The 20,237-nt window shown below is 68.1% G+C and carries 16 protein-coding genes; 8 read left to right on the forward strand and 8 right to left on the reverse strand.

The window, feature by feature from the left end; all coding sequences use genetic code 11:
- Positions 1-67 precede the first annotated feature (67 nt).
- Complete coding sequence (locus EYF70_RS15330; RefSeq protein WP_131146188.1) at positions 68-466, reverse strand: hypothetical protein; 399 nt, start codon at positions 464-466, stop codon at positions 68-70.
- A gap of 111 nt (positions 467-577) precedes the next feature.
- Here EYF70_RS15330 and EYF70_RS15335 point away from each other — a divergent pair, with 111 nt between their 5' ends.
- Complete coding sequence (locus tag EYF70_RS15335) at positions 578-1,447, forward strand: EamA family transporter (protein ID WP_131146189.1); 870 nt, start codon at positions 578-580, stop codon at positions 1,445-1,447.
- A gap of 50 nt (positions 1,448-1,497) precedes the next feature.
- Here the strand turns inward: EYF70_RS15335 and trbK are convergent, their stop codons facing one another.
- Together trbK and EYF70_RS15345 are read right to left on the reverse strand one after the other, a co-directional pair.
- Positions 1,498-1,758 carry an entry exclusion lipoprotein TrbK gene (gene trbK / locus EYF70_RS15340; protein WP_165497681.1) on the reverse strand — a complete coding sequence of 87 codons (261 nt, stop codon included), beginning with the start codon at positions 1,756-1,758 and terminating at the stop codon, positions 1,498-1,500.
- A gap of 32 nt (positions 1,759-1,790) precedes the next feature.
- Positions 1,791-3,233 carry a M20/M25/M40 family metallo-hydrolase gene (locus EYF70_RS15345; protein ID WP_131146191.1) on the reverse strand — a complete coding sequence of 481 codons (1,443 nt, stop codon included), beginning with the start codon at positions 3,231-3,233 and terminating at the stop codon, positions 1,791-1,793.
- Between the two features lie 143 nt (positions 3,234-3,376).
- Between EYF70_RS15345 and EYF70_RS15350 the strand changes: the two genes are divergently transcribed.
- The 7 genes from EYF70_RS15350 (at position 3,377) to EYF70_RS15380 (ending at position 11,795) form a co-directional block, all read left to right on the forward strand.
- The gene (locus EYF70_RS15350) at positions 3,377-3,928 is read left to right on the forward strand and encodes a GNAT family N-acetyltransferase (protein WP_131146192.1); all 552 of its coding nucleotides are present in this window, start codon (positions 3,377-3,379) and stop codon (positions 3,926-3,928) included.
- Between the two features lie 139 nt (positions 3,929-4,067).
- On the forward strand, positions 4,068-4,487 hold the full coding sequence (locus EYF70_RS15355) for a glycine zipper 2TM domain-containing protein (protein ID WP_131146193.1): 420 nt from the start codon (positions 4,068-4,070) through the stop codon (positions 4,485-4,487).
- A 148-nt stretch (positions 4,488-4,635) separates the two neighbouring features.
- A complete protein-coding gene (locus EYF70_RS15360) occupies positions 4,636-5,628 on the forward strand; it encodes a protein kinase domain-containing protein (protein ID WP_131146194.1) in 993 nt (330 codons plus the stop codon).
- Positions 5,625-7,976 (forward strand): FtsW/RodA/SpoVE family cell cycle protein, encoded by a 2,352-nt coding sequence (locus tag EYF70_RS15365; protein ID WP_229420399.1) that lies wholly within the window; start codon positions 5,625-5,627, stop codon positions 7,974-7,976. The genes EYF70_RS15360 and EYF70_RS15365 overlap by 4 nt, the downstream gene beginning before the upstream one ends.
- Positions 7,977-7,979: 3 nt before the next feature.
- Entirely contained in the window at positions 7,980-9,494 is a 1,515-nt protein-coding gene (locus tag EYF70_RS15370) for a hypothetical protein (protein WP_131146195.1), read from the forward strand.
- Between the two features lie 12 nt (positions 9,495-9,506).
- Positions 9,507-9,983: an SH3 domain-containing protein gene (locus tag EYF70_RS15375; RefSeq protein WP_131146196.1), complete on the forward strand. Its 477-nt coding sequence runs from the start codon at positions 9,507-9,509 to the stop codon at positions 9,981-9,983.
- Between the two features lie 171 nt (positions 9,984-10,154).
- Positions 10,155-11,795: an FHA domain-containing protein gene (locus tag EYF70_RS15380; protein ID WP_131146197.1), complete on the forward strand. Its 1,641-nt coding sequence runs from the start codon at positions 10,155-10,157 to the stop codon at positions 11,793-11,795.
- A 135-nt stretch (positions 11,796-11,930) separates the two neighbouring features.
- On the opposite strand, the gene EYF70_RS15385 is transcribed toward EYF70_RS15380, so the two are convergent.
- The 5 genes from EYF70_RS15385 to EYF70_RS15405 form a co-directional block, all read right to left on the reverse strand.
- The gene (locus EYF70_RS15385) at positions 11,931-15,680 is read right to left on the reverse strand and encodes an ATP-binding protein (RefSeq protein WP_131146198.1); all 3,750 of its coding nucleotides are present in this window, start codon (positions 15,678-15,680) and stop codon (positions 11,931-11,933) included.
- Positions 15,681-16,029: 349 nt separating this feature from the next.
- Positions 16,030-16,347: a YdhR family protein gene (locus EYF70_RS15390; protein ID WP_131146199.1), complete on the reverse strand. Its 318-nt coding sequence runs from the start codon at positions 16,345-16,347 to the stop codon at positions 16,030-16,032.
- A gap of 68 nt (positions 16,348-16,415) precedes the next feature.
- Positions 16,416-17,309, reverse strand: a complete 894-nt coding sequence (locus EYF70_RS15395) for a pirin family protein (RefSeq protein WP_131146200.1) — start codon at positions 17,307-17,309, stop codon at positions 16,416-16,418.
- A complete protein-coding gene (locus EYF70_RS15400; protein ID WP_131146201.1) occupies positions 17,306-17,710 on the reverse strand; it encodes an OsmC family protein in 405 nt (134 codons plus the stop codon). Before EYF70_RS15400 ends, EYF70_RS15395 begins: the two co-directional genes overlap by 4 nt.
- Before the next feature lie 182 nt (positions 17,711-17,892).
- Positions 17,893-20,235 carry an SUMF1/EgtB/PvdO family nonheme iron enzyme gene (locus tag EYF70_RS15405; RefSeq protein WP_131146202.1) on the reverse strand — a complete coding sequence of 781 codons (2,343 nt, stop codon included), beginning with the start codon at positions 20,233-20,235 and terminating at the stop codon, positions 17,893-17,895.
- Between the last annotated feature and the right edge of the window lie 2 nt (positions 20,236-20,237).

Raw genomic sequence — 20,237 nt, forward strand, 5'->3', positions numbered from 1 at the left:
CGTGCGTGAGCGACCCGCGCGTCGCGGGTCGGGACCGGTTTGGGCCGGCTCTACGGAATACGTTGGATCAGGCGGACTTCGGCGGCCGCTCGAGGCCGGCCAGGTCGACGGCGGCGGGGGCCGCGGGAACGAAGGGAACGGTGGCGCAGCGGCCATCCTGCGATCGCGGCGCGGCAGGCAATGCCGGTGCGAGCGGTGCCCCGGTGCAGCAGGCGCCGGCGCTGGCGCATTGCGCGTGGCCGGCATGCTCGCCACTGGCAGCATCGGCATCGTGGTGCGCGCCCGCATGGTGGGCCGCGCCGTCGCCATGCGCGGCGAGCATGGCCGCATGGTCGTGATCGCCGTGGGCAGGCATCGCCTGGTGCGCGGCGGCGGGCTGCGCGCCGCACAGCAGCATCGTGGCCGAGGCGAAGCCCTGCAAGGGCACGCCGGCCAGCAGGAACCACAGCAGCAATGTACGGAGCAAGCCTTTCATGGGGCGCCATGGTAGCACGGACGGCCGCGATTTTCATGGCTGGCGGCTATACTGTCGCACTTCCCGAACAGCGCACGCCGGCCCGCGCCCAACCTCACGTTCATGCAGACAGCTTCCAGCCACGCCCCGGTTTCCAACGCCCTACCCTTCGCCGCCCTGCTGCTGGCGCTGGTCTCCCTGACGGCCGGCGCCTCGCTCGCCAAGCAGCTGTTTCCGTTGATCGGGCCGGCCGGCGCCACGGCGCTGCGGCTCTCGTTCGCGGCGCTGATCCTGTCCGCCGTATTCAAGCCGTGGCGCATCCGGCTGGAGGGCGAATGGCGCCCGCTGGCGCTGTATGGGGTCTCGCTGGGCGTGATGAACCTGACATTCTATTCGTCGCTGGCCTACGTGCCGCTCGGCGTGGCGATCGCGGTCGAGTTCACCGGCCCGCTGGCGGTGGCCGTGTTCACGTCGCGCCGGCGCATGGATTTCCTGTGGATCCTGCTCGCCGTCGGCGGACTGGCATTGCTGCTGCCGTGGGACCGTTCGGCGGCGGCGCTCGACTGGCGCGGTATCGCACTGGCGCTGTGCGCGGGTGCCTGCTGGGCGGTGTACATCCTGGCCGGCAAGCGGGCCGGCATGCGGCACGGGCCGGCCGCGTCGGCATGCGGCATGTGGATCGGCGTGCTGGTGGCGGCGCCGTTCGGCTTCTACCAGGCCGGCGCGGCCATCCTGCAGCCCCATGTGCTGGCGCTGGGCCTGGGCGTGGCCATCGTGTCGAGCGCGATTCCCTATTCGCTGGAGATGATCGCGCTGCGCCGGCTGCCCGCCAATACCTTCAGCATCCTGCTCAGCGCGGAGCCGGCCATCGGTGCCCTGATGGGCCTCGCGCTGCTGGGCGAACGGCTGGCGATAAATCAGTGGGCGGCGATTGGAGCCATCATCGCCGCCTCCGTAGGCGCGGCGATGAGCAGTCGCTTCACATCAACCTGATCGCCGCCTCGGTGGGCGCGGCGATGGGCAGCCGCTTCACTTCAACCTGATCAGCTGGCCGGCGGCGCGGCCGGCTTGAACTGCTCGCGGCGGTCGCAGCGTTCCTGGAAGGCCTTGCGCACGTCCGTATCGGCGATCTTGCTCACTTCGGCGGGCGCGCAGGTGGCGTCCGTCATCGTCATCTGCTGCGCCGTCAGCTGCGGGTCGACCTTGCCGCAGCCAGCCAAGAGCAAAGACAGGCTCAGGGCCAGGCCCAGGGGCAACCCCCGGGCCAGGGCGGACAGGCCGCCGGCCGGTTTCACGTTTTCCATCACGACTCCTTCGAGGGGTGGGTAAGCAGCCATCAATTGAACTGTTCCGGGGCCCGGCCGATCGGCTGGTCCATGTTGGCAAGGTACCACGTCAGCGCCGACATCACGGCCACGTGCCGCTTCAGGTAATCGGGATTGACCTTGTCGAACGTGTCGGCGGGGGTGTGGTGGTAATTGAAGTACGCGCTCGAATCGACCAGCGGCGTGAACGACGGCACGCCGTCGGCCTCCATCGCATGCAGGTCGCCGGCGCCGATCACGTCGCGGCGCTGCAGCACGCCGGCGCCGATCGGCACCAGCGCGGCCTGCAGCGGCGCGAACAGCTTTTCATATTGCGGGCGGATACCGGCCTGCACGCCGAAGGTGCGGCCGGCCACGCCGCCATCGCTCTCGATCGCGGCGAACTGCTTGTCCAGCGCCGCCTTGTGCGCCTGGTGGTAGGCATCGCCGCCCCGGCCGCCGTTTTCCTCGTTCATCCAGGCGATCATGCGGATCGTGCGGCGCGGCTTCAGGTTCAGCTTCTTCAGCGTTTCCAGCACGCCCATCGAGGCGGTGACGCCGGTCGCGTCGTCGTGCGCGCCGGTGGCCAGGTCCCACGAATCGAGGTGGCCGGAAACGATGACGACTTCATCGGCCTTGTCGGTGCCCGGCAGGTCGGCGATTACGTTGAAGCTGTCGGCATCGGGCAGGGTCTGCGGCGTCAGTACCAGTTTCATCGTCACCGGGCCGCGCTTGCTCAGGCGCGCGATCAGCATCGCATCTTCCGCCGTCACCGAGGCCGCCGGAATGCGCTTGCCGTCCGCCAGCCGCGTAGTGCCGGTATGCGTAAGCCGGTAGTCGGCCCCGCCCACGGCGCGCACCAGCGCGGCGGCCGCGCCCAGGTCGGCGGCCAGCGCCGGGCCGCGCGTACGGAACGCCGAGCCATGGCGATAGGCCGGGCCGCCCAGGCCCGCATCGGCCATGCCCTGGTCGAAGGCAACCTCGAACAGCACGATCTTGCCCTTCACTTCACTGGCGCGCCGGCGCAGTTCATCGAAATCGCGCACGATGATGACGGGCGCCGTCAAGCCTTCCGGCGGCGTGGCGCCGGAACCGCCCAGCGCCGTCAGCACGACATTCTGCACCACGCCCTGCGGCCGGCCCGTGTACTCGACCAGCTGGCCCTTTTCCTCGCCGCGCACCCAGTGCGGCACCTTGACCGGCTGCAGCGTGACCTTGGCACCCAGCTTGCGCATCGCCTCGGCGACCTGCTGCACGGCCGCGGCGGCGCCGGGCGAACCGGACAGGCGCGGGCCGGCCAGGTCCGTCATGTCTTCCAGGCGCTGGTAGGCCCAGTCGCTGGCAATCGCGGCATCGCGGATCTGCGCCAGCGTGGCGGCATCGTTGGCGCTGCTGGCGGTGCCCGCGGCGTGGGCCAGGCCGGCGGCGAACAGGCCGGCGGCAATGGCGGACAGGACTGGCTTGCGAAGGTTCATGCGGTCTTCCCTGGATAAAGTTCGATGAAAGCAGGAAGATATCATTTGGCAATATTGCAAGGCAACATATAAGCGTACGACGCGAACCATGACCGGACCGGCGCGGGTTTGACCGCGCCGCGGCCATCGCATAGCATGGGCGCATGCTGAAGGGACCACTCTGCACCGTGCGGCACCTGCTGAACACGGACCTGAACACGTTCATCGCGCTGGTCAACGACCTGCCGTCGCGCGGGGATTATTTTTCCACCCAGTTCAAGTCGCCCGAGACGATGCGCCGGGAATTCCTGCAGCATGGCTTCGTGACCGAGGACAGCGAACTGTTCGTGGTGGAAGACCAGTACCGGCACATCGTCGGCGTCATCACCCACTTCAAGAGCCGCACGCCGACCAGCCGCGAGATCGGCTACCGGCTGTTCGACACCGCCCTCGCCGGCCAGGGCTACACCACCGAAGCGCTGCGGATGCTGGCCGACCACCTGTTCCGCGTGCATACCTGGCACCGGCTGGAAGTGCTGGTTGCACCGCGCAACATCGCCTCCGTGCGCGTGGCGCAGAAATGCGGCTTCACGGCCGAAGGCATGCTGCGCGAAGCATTCTTCATCAATGGCCGGTACCAGGATGTGGCGGTCATGAGCCTGCTGCGGCACGAATGGGAAGTCCTGCGGGGCGAGCCAGGTCCTGCCGGGTTGTAACAGATCTGTTACCTGCTCGAGTCCGTTTGTAATAATCTGTGTATTGGCTGGCAATTCCCAGCCGTCCCGCTAAAGTAGACCTCAATCAAACGGCAACCATCATTCCGGTGGCGCCGCGCAAAAATAAGGGGGAAACATCATGCTGGTCAAAAACATCATCGGAGTCGTGCTGCTGGGTGCCGCCGTGACGACGTCTTCCGCCGCCTTTGCCGCCGGCGACCGTGCCTTCAATACCGCCGCCGGCGCGGTGGTCGGTGCCGCCATCGGCAGCCAGACCGGCAACGGCACCACCGGTACCGTGGTCGGTGGCGTGGTGGGTGGCCTGGTCGGCAATGCGATCAGCTCCCGCGACCGCGATCACCGCGACTACCGTCCGCACCATGTGTATGCGCAGCCGCAGTCGGTGTACTACGAAGCGCCGCGTGCCCGCTATGTGCGCCAGCAGCCGGTCTATGTCGAGCGCCGCGTGATCCATGAATATCGCGACAGCCATCGTGGCCGCGGCCACGGCAAGGGCCACTACAAGCACCATCGCAAGCACCACCACCATCACGACTGATCTTCGGATCGCATGACAAAGCCCGGCAATGCCGGGCTTTTTGTTTTTTGCTTTTTGCTTTTTGCTTTTTTGCTTTTTCGGGCGCCATTCGGCATGCGCCTTTGCCCCTCCCCCCGCTAGCCGGCAGTGAAACCTCACCACCGACACCATGCCAGCTCGCGACACCACCATCGCCCTCGGAAAGGGCCACTACCGCCTGCGTGAACACGTCGGCGCTTCCGTGTACGGCACGATCTGGCGCGCCACCGCGCCGGCCGGCCTGCCGGACGTGGCACTCAAGTTCGTCAACGCCCAGCGCATGGAATGCGCACAGCCGGCCCAGCGCGAACGGTGGATCGACAGCGCCTGCAACGAGATCGCCTTCCTCGAAGCGCTGCAGCCATGGGATGGCCGCCACATCGTGCGGCTGGTCGACACCGGCTGGCACGATGGCCTGCCCGTGCTGGCGCTGGAGCTGATGAGCGGCGACCTGGGGCGCCACGTCGCGCGCCGCCGGGCCGAAGGCGACCCGCCTTCGCTGGCCCAGGTGCTGGACTGGATCGGCCAGCTGAACGGGGCGCTCGCCAAGGTGCACCAGCATGGCTGGCGCTACCTGGACCTGAAGCCCGCCAACGTGCTGGTGGATGCCGCGGCCGGCACCGTGAAGCTGGCCGATTTCGGCACCAACCGGCTGCTGGCGGCGGCGCAGGCCCACAGCTACTGCGGCACGGCCAACTGGCAGGCCCCGGAACAGTTCTTCCCCGCGCCGGGCGGCGGCTATGCCACGGGCCGCCACAGCGACTACTTCGCGCTCGGCGCGCTGTTTTACTTCCTGGTGATGGGGACGCCGCTGCGCTGGTGCGCGGCGTGCGGCGACGCCTACCGCGAGCACCAGTCCGGCGGCGCCCGGGCCATGCTCGATGCCGGCCCGTTGCCGCCCGTGCTGGCCGACGATGAAGCAGCGGCCTTTGCGGGCGCGGTGCCGCCACTGGCCCGCATGCCGGCGCTGCACCTGCTGTCGATGCTGCTGGCCCGCGAACCGGGCGAACGGCCCCGCAACGCGCTGCACATCAGCCGGATGCTGGACGCGGTCCGCACCGCCATGGGCGGCCGCGTGGCCCTGGTGCGCAGCCGCGCGGCCGCGCTGGAGGGGCGCGCATGAATGCAAGTTCACGCCTGGTGACCGGCATGGGGACCGGCCGGCGCGCCTTCCTCGCGCTGCTGGCCATGCTGTTCGCGCTGCAGGTGTTCGCGCTGCTGCGGGCGCCCGCGGCGTGGCAGCCCGCCGCCATCGCGATCACCCTCGACGGGCCGGGCAGCGTGACGCTCACGGCGGCGCAGCTTGGCGCCGTGGGGGCGGCCGGGACGCGACTGGTCTTCAGCCGGGGCGCGGACGGCGCATGGCGCCTGCGCGCCGATGGCCCGGCCCTGCCCGTGCTGCGGCGCGGCGGCACCGAGGAACGCCTCGGCACCGTCGATCCGTCGACGCTGCGCAGCTTCGCCATCGGTCCCCGGCGATACACGGTAACGCCGGGCGTCCGGGGCACCCTGTTCTTCACCGATGGCGCGGCGCGCTGGCACTTCGATGGCGCCACGGTGTTCCGCGACGGCACCGCGCAGGCGCACTGTCCCGGGGCGCCATGGCCGGAGCGTGGCGTGGCGCTGTGGAACCGCGTGGCGCCACGCGCGCTCGCGATCGCGCGGCCGCTGCTCTTCGGCGGCAACCTGCATTGCGGGAACCGCATCGGCATCGATGGCGTCGACGGCGGCGCGGCCCGCCTTGCGCGCCAGGACCAGGGGCTGGTGCTGTCGGCCAGCGCCGGTGCGGTCCCGGTGCAAGGCGATGACGCCGGCCTGCGCGACGACCAGCGCTCCCTCGACGGCGCGCAGTCGCTGGCCGTGGGCCGCAGCCGCTACGAGCTCGCGGTGGCGCGCGGCACGCTGACGCTGGCGCCGGCGCGGCGGGTGGCGCTGCACGCCGTGCCCGAGACCACGCTGCCGCCCGGGGTAGCTTGGGAATGGCGGCAGCGCAGCCTGTGGCGAGGCGGCGCGGCAATGTGGCTGCTGGCCGGCGCCGCGGCGCTGGCCGTGTTCGGCGCCGTGCAAGGCCGGGAAGCCGTCCCGCGGCGCGGCAATATCCTCGGACCGCTCGCCGATGCGCGGCGCCGGCGCGGCCGGCTCCCCGGACTCGCGCGCCGGCTGCGCGGCCCGGCCGCCATGCTGGTGCTGGCTGCCGGCTGTGCCGCCCTGGTGCTGCAACGCGGTGGTGAGCCGCCCTCCGCGGCCTGCTCGCTGCTGCTGTCCGCCGCCGCGCTGGGCATGTGGTTCGTGCCGCCGGGGCGCCTGCCCGCCGCCGCCGGCGCCGCGCTGCTGCTGGTCGGCGCCGGCCTGCTGTGCCAGCTGAACCTGGGCCTGGCGGGCATGGACACGGGTTGGCTGCGCTACCACGGCAAGACCGCCGCGCTGCTGGCCATCGGCAGCGGCGCGGTCGCGCTGTGGCGGCTGTATCCGGTGGCCATGTCGCAGCGGCGCATCGAATGGCTGCTGGCCGGCGCGGCAGGCGCCGCGCTGCTGCTCCTGGCCGCCCAGGTACTGTGGGGCGATGAAACGGGCGTGTTCGACATGCAGCCGGTGGAAGCGGCCAAGCTCGTGCTCACCTTGCTGACGGCGCACTGCCTGGCCCTGCGCATGGGCTGGCGCGCCGGCCACCGCGCGCTGCCGGGCCATGGCGCGCGCTGGCTCAGGCTGATCGCGCCGGCCCTGCTGTTCCTGGCGCTGCTGGGCTGCGCGCTGGTGCAGGTGGACGATTATTCGCCGCTGATCCTGCTGCTGCTGTGGGCCGGCGCGATGGCCTTCGCCTATGCGCTGGCCGCACGGCGCTGGCTGGCGGCGGGCCTGCTGGGCTGCGTGGCGCTGGCCGGCATCGCCGGCGTGACGGCCTTGCGCAGCGGCGATCCGGCGCACCTCCCGGCCACGTTCTATGGCGACCGCTTCCAGGTCTGGCTGGAACCCGAACGGCATCCACATACTGGGCAGCAGGTGCGGGACGGCGCCGCCGCCATCGCGGCCGGCGGCTGGCTGGGCGCCGATGGATGGCTTGGCCTGGCCTCGCTCGGCAACCCGGGCGGCGCCGTGATGGCGCTGCCGGCCGTGCAGGACGACTTCGCGCCGTCGTTCCTGCTGCACCGGCACGGGTTGCTGGCGGCACTGCTGCTGTGGTGCGCGCAGGCCGCTGTGGTCGCCGGCCTGGCGCATGCCGCCGCCCGCCACTGCCGTACCGCCGCCGCGGCAGGCGGATTCCGGCAGGCGTGGCTGGCCCGCCTGCAAGCCTTCGCGCTGTGCGGCGGCGCGGCCTTCGTGGCCGGCCACCTGCTGCTGTCGTGGGGCACCAACCTGGCGATCCTGCCGGTGATGGGACAGCCGATGAGTTTCCTGTCCGCCGGCGGCAGCCACCTGCTGTTTTTCCTGCTCCCCCTGCTAGGGATCCATGCCGGTTCATCACAGGAGTAAGTCATGCCGATCTATGTCCAACACGAAGTCCTGGGCCGCCTGCCCGACGTGTTCAATGCCGAGGCGATCTGGCAGGCGCCGGGGCTGGCGCTGTTCGCCCGCCGCCCGCTGCTGCGCGACCTGCTGGAACGCTGCCCCCGGGAACAGCGCGGCCACGCCGCCACCCGCTGCTTCACGCATGTGACGCTGCGCCTGCCGCAGGAAGATGTCGACGACGATTACCACCTCACGCGCGGCAACCGCGCCCGCGACCTGGCGCAGACGCTGGCCGCGCTGCACCAGAAGGATTTCGGCGACCTGCTCGGCACCGACCAGGTGCGCTACCACGTCAGCGGCGGCGACGACCTGCAGCCGGGCGAGATCGAGGTGCGGTTCGGCCACGCCGTCTACCTGCCCGGGCCCGACGAGAAAGTGCTGTTCCAGGTCAGCGCCTCGACCGACGCGGCCGCGTGGAAACCCGTCTGCCCGGTCTACCCGGACCAGCGCCTGGCCGTGATCGACGAGGCCAGCGCTCCCGGCTGGCCGTTCGGCGCGGCCGGCACGCTGTTGCTGATCAACGATGGCCCCGATGCGCAACCGGTGCTGCAGGTGCGGCCGAAAGGCGCGCTGGATTGCCGGCTGGACGAACGGCAGGGCTGCTACGTCGTGACCCGGCCGGGCGAGACGCAAGGCAGGCGCCTGTTGCTGAAGATCGCGCGCGCCGTCGGCAGGCCGGCATTGCAGCCGTTCGTCGAGCCCGTAATGCGCCCCGCGGTGCAACCGCCCGCCGTGTGGCAGCCCCGCGCGCCGTCCCGTCCCGTTATCGACGACGGCACGGCGCTGCCGCAGCCACCGGCCCGGGCCGCCGAAGCGCGACCCGGCGCCACGGACGCCACGTTCGCACCCGGCGCGCGACAGCGCCTGACCTTGGCCGCGCTGGCCCTGCCCCGCCTGAGCCGCTACCGCAATACCGGCGCCGCGTCGCTGTCGGTGCCGTTCGACCGGACGCTCGCCATCGCCCCCGCCGGCGACAGCGCGCTGACCTTCGTCGTCGATGCGAACGATACGCTGCATGCCGTGACGCCGGCCGGCCAGCAGCCGGTCAGCGCGCCGGCCACCTTCGCGCCGTCCGGCGAGCGCAGCATCCGCCTGCTGGCCGCGCCGTCGCAGATGGCGGAGCGGTATTGCGCACTGGTTCCCCTGCCGGTGCCCGTGGCGGCGCCCGTCACGCAGGGCAGCTTCGGCCGCGGCGGCCCGGCGCTGGCCACGCTGCGCGTGCTCGACACGCCCCGGCTGCTGGCGCGCGACGATGCCGCGGCGCCGGCCAGCCCGGACCGGATCGGCCTGTCGCGCAGCGCGTTCGCCTTCGATGCCAGCCCGGCCGGGCTGTCGATCACGCGGCAGTCGGCCACCCAGGCGCTGTACCACCTCGACGCCGAACTGGGTTTCGTGGGGGCGATCGACGGGGCGGAGCCGTTCGTGCTGCCGCCGGGGCACCACGTGGTGGCCGGCCATTATGTGCTGCGCTTCGATGCCTGAGCGGAGCCGATCATGTCATTTCATTATCTGGCCGACCATCACGGCGCCCTCGCGTACGCGCTCGGCCTCGTCGTCACGCTGGTGCTGGCCGCGTTCCTGACGCCGGCGCACTGGTGGCGCCGGCCCACCGCGCGCGGCCTGGCGATCCTGGGCGGCGGTACCTGGGCAGCCGGCGCCGTGCTGCTGCACGCGGTTGCCGCCGCGCCGCCGCCAGCTGCCGCCGGAAGCCTGCAAGCTGACGTGCCCGCGCAACATGGCGCGGCGATGTTGCCGGTGCCGGGGCAGCGCTACCGGGTGCACCGCGACCTGAATGTGCGGGACGCCGCCGGGGTCGGATCGGCGCGCCTGGCCGTGGCGCCGGCCGGATCGGTCGTCACGCCCACCGGCCGCCACGAGGGCGACTGGTGGCAGATCCGCTATGGCGACAGGGCCGCCGGCGCGGTGGGCTGGGCCAGCAGCCTGTGGCTGCGCCGCGCCGCCGAGCCCTGAAGCGGGCGCGATGGCGACCGGACAAGGTTGAGCGATCGCTACGGGCCGGGCCCGGCGCGGGGACGGAGCGCGGGAATACGGGCCGAAAAGCATCCCTGTTCGGGGCTACGCCGGGTTGCCAACCCCGGGTGAAAGCGCGTACAGTCATGCTTATCTCGTCCGTGGCCCTTCATGAATACTTGCCGTAACCCCGATCACCCGCATTGCACCTTCTGGGTCGCGCCGGGGCAGCACACCTGCGAGGGCGGCCACGGCCAGCCAGCCGCGGTGGCGGGCGGCATGGTTGCCATGCCGACGGTGGTCATGGACGACAGTTCGGAAGCCAGTGCGGAGAGCCGCACCGCGCCGGATGGCGCGTCGAGCTACCAGCTGCTGGCCGCGATGCGCAATGCGCGGGCGCCGCAAGCCACGCCGGAAGCGGCGCTCGGCGCTGTCGGCAATAGCACAGTTAGCAACGGCACTATTGGCAACGGCGCAGTTGGCAACTACGCTACGCCGATCCGCGTGCGCCCGCAGCTGCACATCAGCGGCTTCGATCCCCGCGCGGCCGGCGGCCGCCAGACCCTGAAGATGGAATTGCGCGGCATGCCCGCCGACTGCGCGCCGCAACTGGCGGTGCGCCTGTCGTCGGACCTGATGCAGGACGGCGCCCCGGAGCGGCAGTTCGTGCGCTCCATCGATGGCGACTGGCGCCCCGTGTTCGCCGAATTCTCGTCGCGCGACCGCGAGCATGGCCAGTACCAGATCCATGCCGAAGTGCTGAGCCGGCACCCGGGCGGCCCGGTGCGCAAGTGGGAATGCACGTTCGTCATCCTGGTGCCGCGCCCCGACGCGACGCTGACCGAGATCCACCGCATCTTCCTGTCCACCCACAAGAACGTGCGGGTGATGGCGGACGACGCGTCGATCGCCCGTGTCAGCGCCCAGGGCGGCGCCAGCATGGATATCGACGTGACCGCGCGCAATGCCGGCATCGCCCACCTCGACCTGGGCGCGCTGCATGGCAATTCCGGCAAGGTGGACCTGGGCTTCACCACCATCGCGTGGGACGAGGACCTGATCGAGATCGACATGCCCCACGCGGGCCCGGCGCACCCGCACCCGAGCCGGGCCGCCACCTTCGTCAACGCGGCGCCGGAAGCGGGCGCGCAGCGCCACGTGCGCCTGTTCGCGCTGAGCGAATGCGTGTTCGGCCGGATGGAGATCGTCGCCCCCGAGGCGGACGTGCTGCTGAACCACTTCGGCCCGGACGGCATCGATACCGCCGGCCTGACGCGCCGGCTGTCCGGCCGCCACGCCGTGATCCGCCGCGGCACGCTGGGCTTTGAAATCGAGGATGTATCGCGCTACGGCCTGCTGCTCGACGGCGTCTGGCCCGGCAAGCACAAGCCCGTGCCGCTCCGCCTCGGCATGCGGATCGAACTGTCCGCCAGCATCAAGGGCATCGTCGTGCTGGAAGTGACGGCGCTGATGCCGCACGGCGTGATCCTGCACCGCATCGACGAAGGCGCGCGCGCCGAATGCTTCATCGTGCTGGCGCCGGACACGCATCCGGGCTACCCGCTGCGCCGCATGCAGGCCGCGCCGGTCGCCGCCGCGCTGCCGCTGCTGTTCCACCACGACGGCGGCTTCTGGCACCTCGATGCCCTGACCGGCAAGGAAACCGCGCTGGGGCCGCAGGCCCAGCTCGACAAACTGAGCCGGGTGCCGGGGCATACGCGCTTCGCCGCCGATCCCTATCCCGAGAGCTATATCATCCGCACCGGCTGCGCCGTGCGCGACACGGTGGCCGGGGCCATGCATACCGCCTGACGAAGTCAAATCGGAAGAAGACAGCCGCGCCGCACTGTGGCCCGCCAATAAAGTTCGCCACAAACAAAAAAGTCTGCCACAACAACCAAGGTCGACCTTGAGGCGTACGCTCACGCTGCGCTCTAGGGGTTCGCTTCAAAGGCGGGTAGCCTCACTTGTTGCTTTCGCGTTAGAAATCGCCTGACGCTTTCGCATCAGGTCACGAAGTTCCTTGCGGATACTCGCATCATCAACCCCGGCCGCAGCACGATGTTTTCGAAGCCACGCCTCGGCTGCGTCCCAATCCTCTGTTTCCTTGAACTCGGACCCGGTTAGGTGGCCGATCCTTTGAATAATCGTCGATGACCAGTCGTCGACGAGTGGGTCTCGCGCCGCGAGAAAGGCCAATTGGATTGCGCGTTCCCTGGAAAGGATGCCGTGGAGGCCAATTCTCGTCACGTGGCACTTGCTTACCGTTTCGCACTGCGGAAGAAGCGTGTCCAATCGACTGGAAAGACGCTGAGCGTCGACTTTCGGCACCTGATCCTCGATGGCGGCCAGACCAGCGGCAAGCTCGGAAAGCGCATCGGCGTCATCCTTCCTCGCCTCCATCCCCGTAATGAGGCGGGTGGCCAACTGGCCGGCTGTCTTCTCCGGCACCCGATGCGCAATGGCACGCAAACCATTGGCTAAGCCTACTGCTCTACTCTTATTCGTCTCGATCCCCGCGACAAGGAGGGTGGCCACCAAGCCAGCTTTCTCCCGCGGCACTCGATCCGCGCCGGCACCCAAAGCATATGCAAGCGCGGAAAGCGACTGTACGTCACTCTTGTTCGCCTGCATCGCCGCAACAAGGAGGGTGACTGCCAAGTCGGCTGTCTCCTGCGGCACCCGATTCCAAATGGCACCCAAACCGTCGTAAAGGTAGCAGAGCGCATCAACATGCCCGTTATAAGCCTGCATAGCAGCAACAACGGCGGTGGCGGCCAGGTCGGCTGTCTCCTGTGGCATCCGATTCCCGATGGAATGCAGACCACCGGGAACTAAAAAAAGTTCGCGGGGTTTATGCATATTTGCCTTCATCGCCGCGATGAGGAAAGTGGCCGCTTGGCCGGCTTTCCCCTCCGGCACATGCTTCCCGATGGCACCCAGACCCCCGGCAAGCCGGGAAAGCTTAAAGGGACTACCCTTGTTCGCCTCCATTGCGGCGACAACGAGGGAGACCGCCAAGCCAGCTGTCTTCTGCGGCACGCGGTCCCCGATGTGACCCAGACCACTGGCAAGCAGGGGAAGTGCACGGTCGTCATCCTTGTTCGTCTTCATCGCCGCGACGATGCGGTCGGCCAACTGGTGGGCTGTTTCCTGCGGCACCCTATCAACGATGACACGCAGACCATCGGCAAACTGGGAAAACACATCCTCATCACCCTTGTTCGCCACCATCGCCGTAACAAGTCGGGTGGCCAAATGGCCGGCTGACTCCTGCGATATCCGATCCGCAATGACACCCAAAGCAGCGGAATGCCCGGAATCCGAACGCAAGCCATCCTTGTTCGCCTCCATCGCCGCGACAAGGCGGGCGGCCAAATGGCCAGCTGTCTCCTGCGGTATCCGATCCGCGATGGCATCCACAGCATCGGCCATCCGAAAGAGCGAATAGGCTTCATACTCTTCCGGCTTTAATGCCGACGCAACAAGGAAGGTTGCCGCCAAGCCGACTGTCTTCTGCGGCACCCGATCGGCAATGGCAGCAAGGCCACCAATAAGCGAGAAAAGCACTTCGACGTTATCCTTGTTCGCCTCCATTGCCGCGACGACGTGGTTGGCTGCCAGGCCGGCTTTCTCTTGCGGTACCCGCGACCCGATGCTACCAAGGCCGTCGGCAAGCCTGGCAAGCGCATCGGTGTCGTTCTTGTGCGTTACCATCGCATTAATAAGGAGGGTGGTGGCCTTGGAAGTACGATCCGCCCGATCGAGCAGCATGGCAGCGACGTAGATTTTGGGAATCTCTTCGGATCCCCTTGCTTTCTCAGCGAAACGCTCGGCAGTCTCTGACAGGGCGGCCCAATCGCCTTCAGCCGCGAGATCCAGCGCCGCCATTACTGCCCGCCGGTGCGTAACAAAATTGTCAGCCAGATTGGAATCGTCGAGCATCAGCTTGATCACGCCGCGGGCGACCGACATATTAGAGAGGGAGAGATCAGAAAGATTCTTGATTTCCTTCTCGGACAATCTTTCTTCGGTATCAAAGCCTGCTGAAACGCGCGCGGCCAGTTCACGATTCCTAGTGTTCGTTTGGATCGAGTGGTAGCCAAGCGCGACCAGCAGAACTGCGAGCATGACGGGTGCGAATCGCGCGAGACTGATAAGCGCATAAGCACGGCTACTGCTATAGTGGAAGCGGCTCTTGGCGCGGTCCAGGAAAAATTGAATCTGCGTCTTCAATGGAAGCAGCGCTTCCCATTTTTGCACCACGCCCGAAGCAGCTGCGAGCGTCTTGCGCCCTTCGGCCAAAGTCAACTCCCAGCGGTTAGCACGTCGGTTGGCAAGGTCGACGACGCCGGCGATATAGTCGTGATCGAGCCGCCACAATGATTCGTTCAAGTCCACACGGGCGAGCCGGCGGACGACTTCGCCCTCCTCAAGCGCCGTTAGCGCAGTCTCGACTGCAGCTTGATCAGTCAAACCCGCCAGTTCGCACAATGCGCGGAGTGAAAGGTCCCTCGTCTTGGCCACCGCATCCGGCTCGCAGAGCGCGACAAGAAGGTGGAGAATGTCCGAGCTCGAAAGCTTACTCCTGCGCACGGTCCGACCGATCTGCATTTCAATCCAGTTTGCTTCAAGTCCGCGTACCCCTCCTACAGCCACGAAAGCCGCGGTTGTCAACTGCTGACGCGGCAACCCTTGAAGGCCGAGCAGAGCGACCTTTAGTTGCTGTGGCAGGATGGCGCCGCCGCTCACCAGATCATCGATCAGTCGCGTGCGGAGATCCGGCCAAGTCGCCAGCGGCGCGTCGATCGCACCGCTGGCTCCACTGGAAGTTCCGGACAGGCGCTCGATCAGGTCTCTGAGGTATTGCGGCGCGACTTTGTCGACGGGGTATGGGAGAGGGTCGATGAAGCGCACGGCTTCCAACCCCAAGGCCATGTTGTCCCGCGTTGCGATCACCAACTGCAATTGGCTCCCTTCCAGAGCAGCACGAAGTACGGCCCAGAAGGGATTTTCAGCCACAAGTTCGGCTGGCCTTAGCCATGTGCCAGCGCGGATGAACAGTGCGCGATGACGCAACTGATAATCATCGAACTGATCGAGAATGAGAACTGGCACACGTCCAGCCTTACGTGCTGCTTCAAGCAGTTCGCCGAACGCTTCTGCAAACGGCTTGCGGCTGGGAGGAGCCGCTTTATCACTGAGCGCAGCGCGAAAGGCCGGGAGGACAGCGCGCCAAGGACCCTCTGCCCAATCGCTCCCCGCGACCGATTCGATGTAAACGGGCAGGTAGCGATGCCCGGCCTTGAGTTTCGGCGCCAGTCCCGCGCGGAGGAGTGCCGACTTGCCGACTCCGGACTCACCCACAACAAAAAGCAGCGAGACCTCATTGAGCTTGTCTTCCAGGTGCTTGATGTCCTCCGTTCGGCCAACTAGGTGCTCCGGCGATTCCCTACGCAGGACGAACGCGTCTGGATCGCGAAGAACCGAGCGCACGGGAACTGCAATGATCGCCGCACGAAGGACGATGAAGACGAAGACAACAGCGATGGCCCCAAGAACGTAGCTTGTGTAGGGCTGCGGCAGCTTGAGCTTTTCAAGCGGTGCGTAGAGCGCCAGAAGCGCGAGGCCTAGCCCGCTTATCCCATTGATCGCCACGGTGCTTACATTGACGCGATCGAGAAAACCCTTGGGCATGAAACGAGCCTCCTTCTGACGATCAGCTGCTATGCCTCAGCTCGCACTGGCGATTGCCGGCACGACCACCGTGCAATCTTGAATTCGCAGGGCGTCGCTGTTCACTCATACATAATGATAGAGTCAAAAGTCCGCTTTAGGGCCGAAACAGACTGTCGCGCAACGCATATGCCTAGCAGGCTGTGGCATCCCTTTATTGTTGCAGCCACAGATATGGAAGGGTTCTCCGAGCATTTGTGGCGAACATTATTGCGCGAAGAACCTGCCGAAAACGGTCTGCCTCACAGGGAAACTTGTGGCAAACTGTATTGTTTGTCTACACGCACCTCGGGCGTTGCACAGCGCCTGGTCACGCCTCGTCGGCCAGCACCTGCTGCGCGAGATTATCGACGGTCACCGGACTGTCGAAGAATGTCACCGTGGGCTCGGTACCGTATTTTTCGGCGACGAAGGCGCGCCATGCGTTCGTGTACAGCGCCTCGGCTTCCTCGCGCGAGTTCCACAGGTACACGCCGCCGGCGGTGCCGCCATCCTCCGACAAGACGTAGTGCTTCTTGAACAGCCCGGGCACGCCCTGGTAGGTGGGCGCCGTGCCCAGGAAGACGCGGCGCGCCTCTTTCGTGGTGATCGGTTGCGGCAGCTTGAATGCGGTCATGGCGATGATCATTGGAGCCTCCCGTAGTAAAGAATCGTCGATGAGGAATCGTCGATGGCGATGCGCTGCCGGCCTATGCGTTACAGGTAGGTGCCCTGCGGCTTCGGCCGGTTCGGCAGCGGTATCCGTTCGCTTTCGCCGGGCACCTGCGGGAACCGGTCCGCTTCCCAGTCTTCCGCCGCCTGCGACAGCCGCTCCTTCGACGACGACACGAAATTCCAGAACATGAAGCGGTGCCCGTCCAGCGGCGCGCCGCCGATGACGACGAAGCGGGCATCGGCCGTGGCCGTGACGCGTGGCGCGGTCGACGTGTCGAGCAGCGCCATCGCGTTCGCGGCCACCGCGATGCCATCCACTTCCACGCTGCCCTGCACCGGATAGATCGCCGCCTCGGCCGGCAAGGCATGCAGCACCAGCTCGCCGCCCTGCTCCAGCACCACGTCCAGGTACAGCGTTTCCATGTAGGTCGGTACCGGCGACGTGCAGCCGAAGGCGGAGCCGATCAGCACACGCACCGCGGCGCCATCGATGGTGAGCTCGGGAATGTCGGACGCCGGCGTGTGCGAGAAATTCGGCTCGTCTTCCTCGTTCGCCTTCGGCAGCGCGGCCCACAGCTGCAGGCCGTGCATGCGGTGCGGGTGGCCTTTCAGGTCGACGGGCGCCCGCTCGGAATGCACGATGCCGCGGCCGGCCGTCATCCAGTTGATCGCGCCGGGCTCGATGCGCTGGTACGTGCCGATGCTGTCACGGTGGTCCATCGCGCCCTCGAACAGGTACGTGACGGTGGCCAGCCCGATATGCGGGTGCGGCCGCACGTCGTGGTTGGCGTCGAGCGGCACGTCCAGCGGGCCGAAGTGATCGAAGAAGATGAACGGGCCGACGGCCTGCTTGATCACCGATGGCAGGTAGCGGCGCACGATGAAGCCGCCGCCCAGGTCCTTGTCGTGGCCCTTGATCAGGTGCGCGATATTCATGCCGGCTCCAGCGTGGTGGTGACTTCGGTGGCCACGGCCGTCATCAGCTTGTGTACCGGGCACTTTTCCGCGACGGACAGCAGCTCGGCGCGCTGCGCCTCGGACAGGTCGCCGGCCAGGTGCAGCGTGACGGCCAGGCGGTACACGCCTTTTCGCTCTTCACTGTCGTCGCGCGTGGTGGTGACCTGGATGTCGTCGACCGGGATGTTCTTGCGCTTGGCGTACCACAGCACCGTGAGGGCCTTGCAGGACGACAGCGCCGCGTCGTACAGGTCGTGCGGCGACGGGCCGGCATCGGCGCCGCCTTCTTCCGGCGACACGTCCGCCGGGATCAGGTGGTTGCGCACATGGACGATATGGCGCATCGGCTGGGTCGAATCGCGGCGGACGGTAACGGGCATCGGGTTTCCTTGCAAAGTGGTCAAGCCATGGTGGCACAAGCTTAACGGAATTTACAGAAGTCCGCCGGGCGTGCCTACTCCCGGAATGGAGAGTCTTCGCCGATTCCAGCCAGGCCGCCGCGAAGTTGTCCAGCAGTGCGATCTCGCTGGAGAAATGCGGCTGTTCCGATCATCCCGTGCCCTCACCCCAGCCGGCGCGCCACCCGGAAGCCCACCACGTCGTTGGACAGCAGCGCGGAAAACCCGTTGCGCGCGGCCGAACGCACATAGCGGGGCGGATACAGCCAGGCGCCGCCGCGCACCATCCGCCGGTCCGGGTCGCCGCCGGAGGCACTACCATCTTCCCAGGCGCCGCCGTCGAGCGGGGCGCCCTCGTAGTTGTCGTGCGCCTCGTCCTGCGTCCATTCCCAGACATTGCCGTGCATGTCGTACAGGCCCCAGCCGTTCGGCTGGAAACTGCCGACCTTGGTGGTGCCGCCGCGGAACTCGCCGCGCACCCCGTCGCCGTAGGTGAAATGGCCGTCGTAGTTCGCGTAGTCGGTGCCGATCTCGTCGCCGAACGCGAACGCCGTGCGGGTGCCGGCGCGGCACGCGTATTCCCACTCGGCCTCGCTGGGCAGGCGGTACAGGGCGCCGGTCATCACCGACAGCCAGCGCACGTACTGCTGGGCATCGTGCCAGCTGACATTGACGACCGGGTGCCAGTCATCCTGCTCGAAACCGGGCCGGCTCCAGTCGACGTCCAGCCGGGATTCCCACGCCGTGGCGCGCACGAAGCGGCGCCACTCGCCCACCGTGACCGGATAGCGCCCCAGGGCGAACGAGCGTTCGATGGCGACCCAGTGCGCGGGCAGCTCGCGCGCCAGCCAGGAAGGCTGGGAGCCGGCCTTGCGCGCCAGCGCGTGCTCATGTTCGGTGCCGCCCATCTGGAAGCGGCCGGTGGGGATCAGCACCAGGTCCGGGCCGACGGCGGTACCGTCCAGGAAGCGGTCGCGCAGCACGCCGCTGGCATCGGCCACCGGGCTGGCCGCGGTGGGCATCAGCGCCGCCAGCTCGGCCGCGTGGCGGGCCGCCTGGTCGCGCCGTGCACGTTCCTGTTCGGCCCTGTACGCCGCCTGCGCCTTCAGCAGCGCCGCCTTGCGCTGCTTCTCTTCCTCGATGGCGCGCGCCTTGGCCGCATCGGCTTCGCGCCGTGCCAGCAATTGCTGGCGCAGCTGTTCCTTGCGCGCCTGCGCCGCCGCTTCCGCTTCCAGGCGGCGCTGCTTTTCCAGCTCGCGGCGGGCCTGTTCCTCGCGCAGCTTCTTCACCGCGGCCGCCTGCGCCTCGGCGCGGCGCCGCGCCGCCAGCTCGACATCGCGCTGCTGCTCCTGCCGGCGCTGCGCTTCCGCCTCGGCGGCGCGCGCCTGTTCCATCGCGCGCTGTTCGGCATGCAGGCGCTCCTGGGCTTCCTTCAACTGTGCGCGCTGGCGTTCGTGCTCGCGCCGTTCCGCGGCCAGTTGCGCCGCTGCCGCCTGGGCCGCCAGCTCTTCCGGCGACGGCCCGGCGGCACGCCGCAGCGCGTCGAGCAGCGCGGTCACGCTGTCGAAGCGTTCCTCGTGGTCGAACGCGAAACCCTTCCGCAGCACGTTCCATTGCGCGTCATTGAGGCCCGGCGGCGGCGCCACCTGCACCTGGGCGGAGCGGCTTTCGTCGAACGGCATGGCGCCGGCCAGCATCTGGTAGATCATCACGGCCACCGCGTAGACATCGAGCCCCGGCGCGGGCCGGCCCTGTTCGGTACCGATCTCCGGCGCGCGATACCCGGCCGTGCCGGCGTTGGGCACTTGCGGCAGGCCGGCCGTGGCGTCGCGCGAGCGAGCGGCGATGCCGAAGTCGAGCAGCTTGATGTCGCCCTGCGCGGTGAGGAACACATTGCCCGGCTTGAGGTCGCGGTGCACCAGGCGGTGCCGCTCCCACGCGTATTGCAGCGCGCTGGCCACCGGCCGCAGGATGCGCTCCACCTCGCCGAACGGCACCGGGCCGTGGCTGGCCAGCCACGCATCGAGGTCTTGCCCGTCGAGGCATTCCATGATGATGAAGTAGCTCGCCGTGGCCGGATCCTGCGCCCATTCGTAGACGCGCACGATATTGTCGTGGGCAAGCCGGCGCGCCTGGGTCGCTTCCTCGACCAGCAGGCGCGCATGTACCGGGCTTTGCGTCAGCTGCGGCGGCAGGATCTTGACGGCCACCTGCTCGCTGTGCCCCAGTTCGGCGTGGGTGGCCAGGTCGGTGGCTTGCCACACCTGGCCCATGCCGCCCATGCCGATCAGGCGTTCCAGCCGGTAGCGGCGGTGCTGCGGACCGATTTCCTGGCCGGCCATCAGCCCCAGTTCGGTGCCCTGCCGGGCCGGCGGCGGCGCCGTGCCGCCGGGCGTGTACTCGGCGTCCAGGATCGCGTTCTTGCGCCGCTCGAATTCGTCCGCCGACAGCAGCCCGTCGTCGTGGAGGGCGCGCAATTCACGGATCTTGTCCCTTGCCGTCTGCATCG

Origin of the sequence: Pseudoduganella albidiflava (genome assembly GCF_004322755.1) — a bacterium.
GTDB classification, from domain to species: Bacteria; Pseudomonadota; Gammaproteobacteria; order Burkholderiales; family Burkholderiaceae_D; genus Rugamonas; species Rugamonas albidiflava.

What these genes read in the sequence shown, in the direction of transcription:
- EYF70_RS15335 (WP_131146189.1), top strand. Translation starts at nt 578, where the DNA reads ATGCAGACAGCTTCCAGCCACGCCCCGGTTTCCAACGCCCTACCCTTC.
- trbK (WP_165497681.1), bottom strand. Translation starts at nt 1,758, where the DNA reads ATGGAAAACGTGAAACCGGCCGGCGGCCTGTCCGCCCTGGCCCGGGGG.
- EYF70_RS15345 (WP_131146191.1), bottom strand. Translation starts at nt 3,233, where the DNA reads ATGAACCTTCGCAAGCCAGTCCTGTCCGCCATTGCCGCCGGCCTGTTC.
- EYF70_RS15350 (WP_131146192.1), top strand. Translation starts at nt 3,377, where the DNA reads ATGCTGAAGGGACCACTCTGCACCGTGCGGCACCTGCTGAACACGGAC.
- EYF70_RS15355 (WP_131146193.1), top strand. Translation starts at nt 4,068, where the DNA reads ATGCTGGTCAAAAACATCATCGGAGTCGTGCTGCTGGGTGCCGCCGTG.
- EYF70_RS15360 (WP_131146194.1), top strand. Translation starts at nt 4,636, where the DNA reads ATGCCAGCTCGCGACACCACCATCGCCCTCGGAAAGGGCCACTACCGC.
- EYF70_RS15365 (WP_229420399.1), top strand. Translation starts at nt 5,625, where the DNA reads ATGAATGCAAGTTCACGCCTGGTGACCGGCATGGGGACCGGCCGGCGC.
- EYF70_RS15370 (WP_131146195.1), top strand. Translation starts at nt 7,980, where the DNA reads ATGCCGATCTATGTCCAACACGAAGTCCTGGGCCGCCTGCCCGACGTG.
- EYF70_RS15375 (WP_131146196.1), top strand. Translation starts at nt 9,507, where the DNA reads ATGTCATTTCATTATCTGGCCGACCATCACGGCGCCCTCGCGTACGCG.
- EYF70_RS15380 (WP_131146197.1), top strand. Translation starts at nt 10,155, where the DNA reads ATGAATACTTGCCGTAACCCCGATCACCCGCATTGCACCTTCTGGGTC.
- EYF70_RS15385 (WP_131146198.1), bottom strand. Translation starts at nt 15,680, where the DNA reads ATGCCCAAGGGTTTTCTCGATCGCGTCAATGTAAGCACCGTGGCGATC.
- EYF70_RS15390 (WP_131146199.1), bottom strand. Translation starts at nt 16,347, where the DNA reads ATGATCATCGCCATGACCGCATTCAAGCTGCCGCAACCGATCACCACG.
- EYF70_RS15395 (WP_131146200.1), bottom strand. Translation starts at nt 17,309, where the DNA reads ATGAATATCGCGCACCTGATCAAGGGCCACGACAAGGACCTGGGCGGC.
- EYF70_RS15400 (WP_131146201.1), bottom strand. Translation starts at nt 17,710, where the DNA reads ATGCCCGTTACCGTCCGCCGCGATTCGACCCAGCCGATGCGCCATATC.
- EYF70_RS15405 (WP_131146202.1), bottom strand. Translation starts at nt 20,235, where the DNA reads ATGCAGACGGCAAGGGACAAGATCCGTGAATTGCGCGCCCTCCACGAC.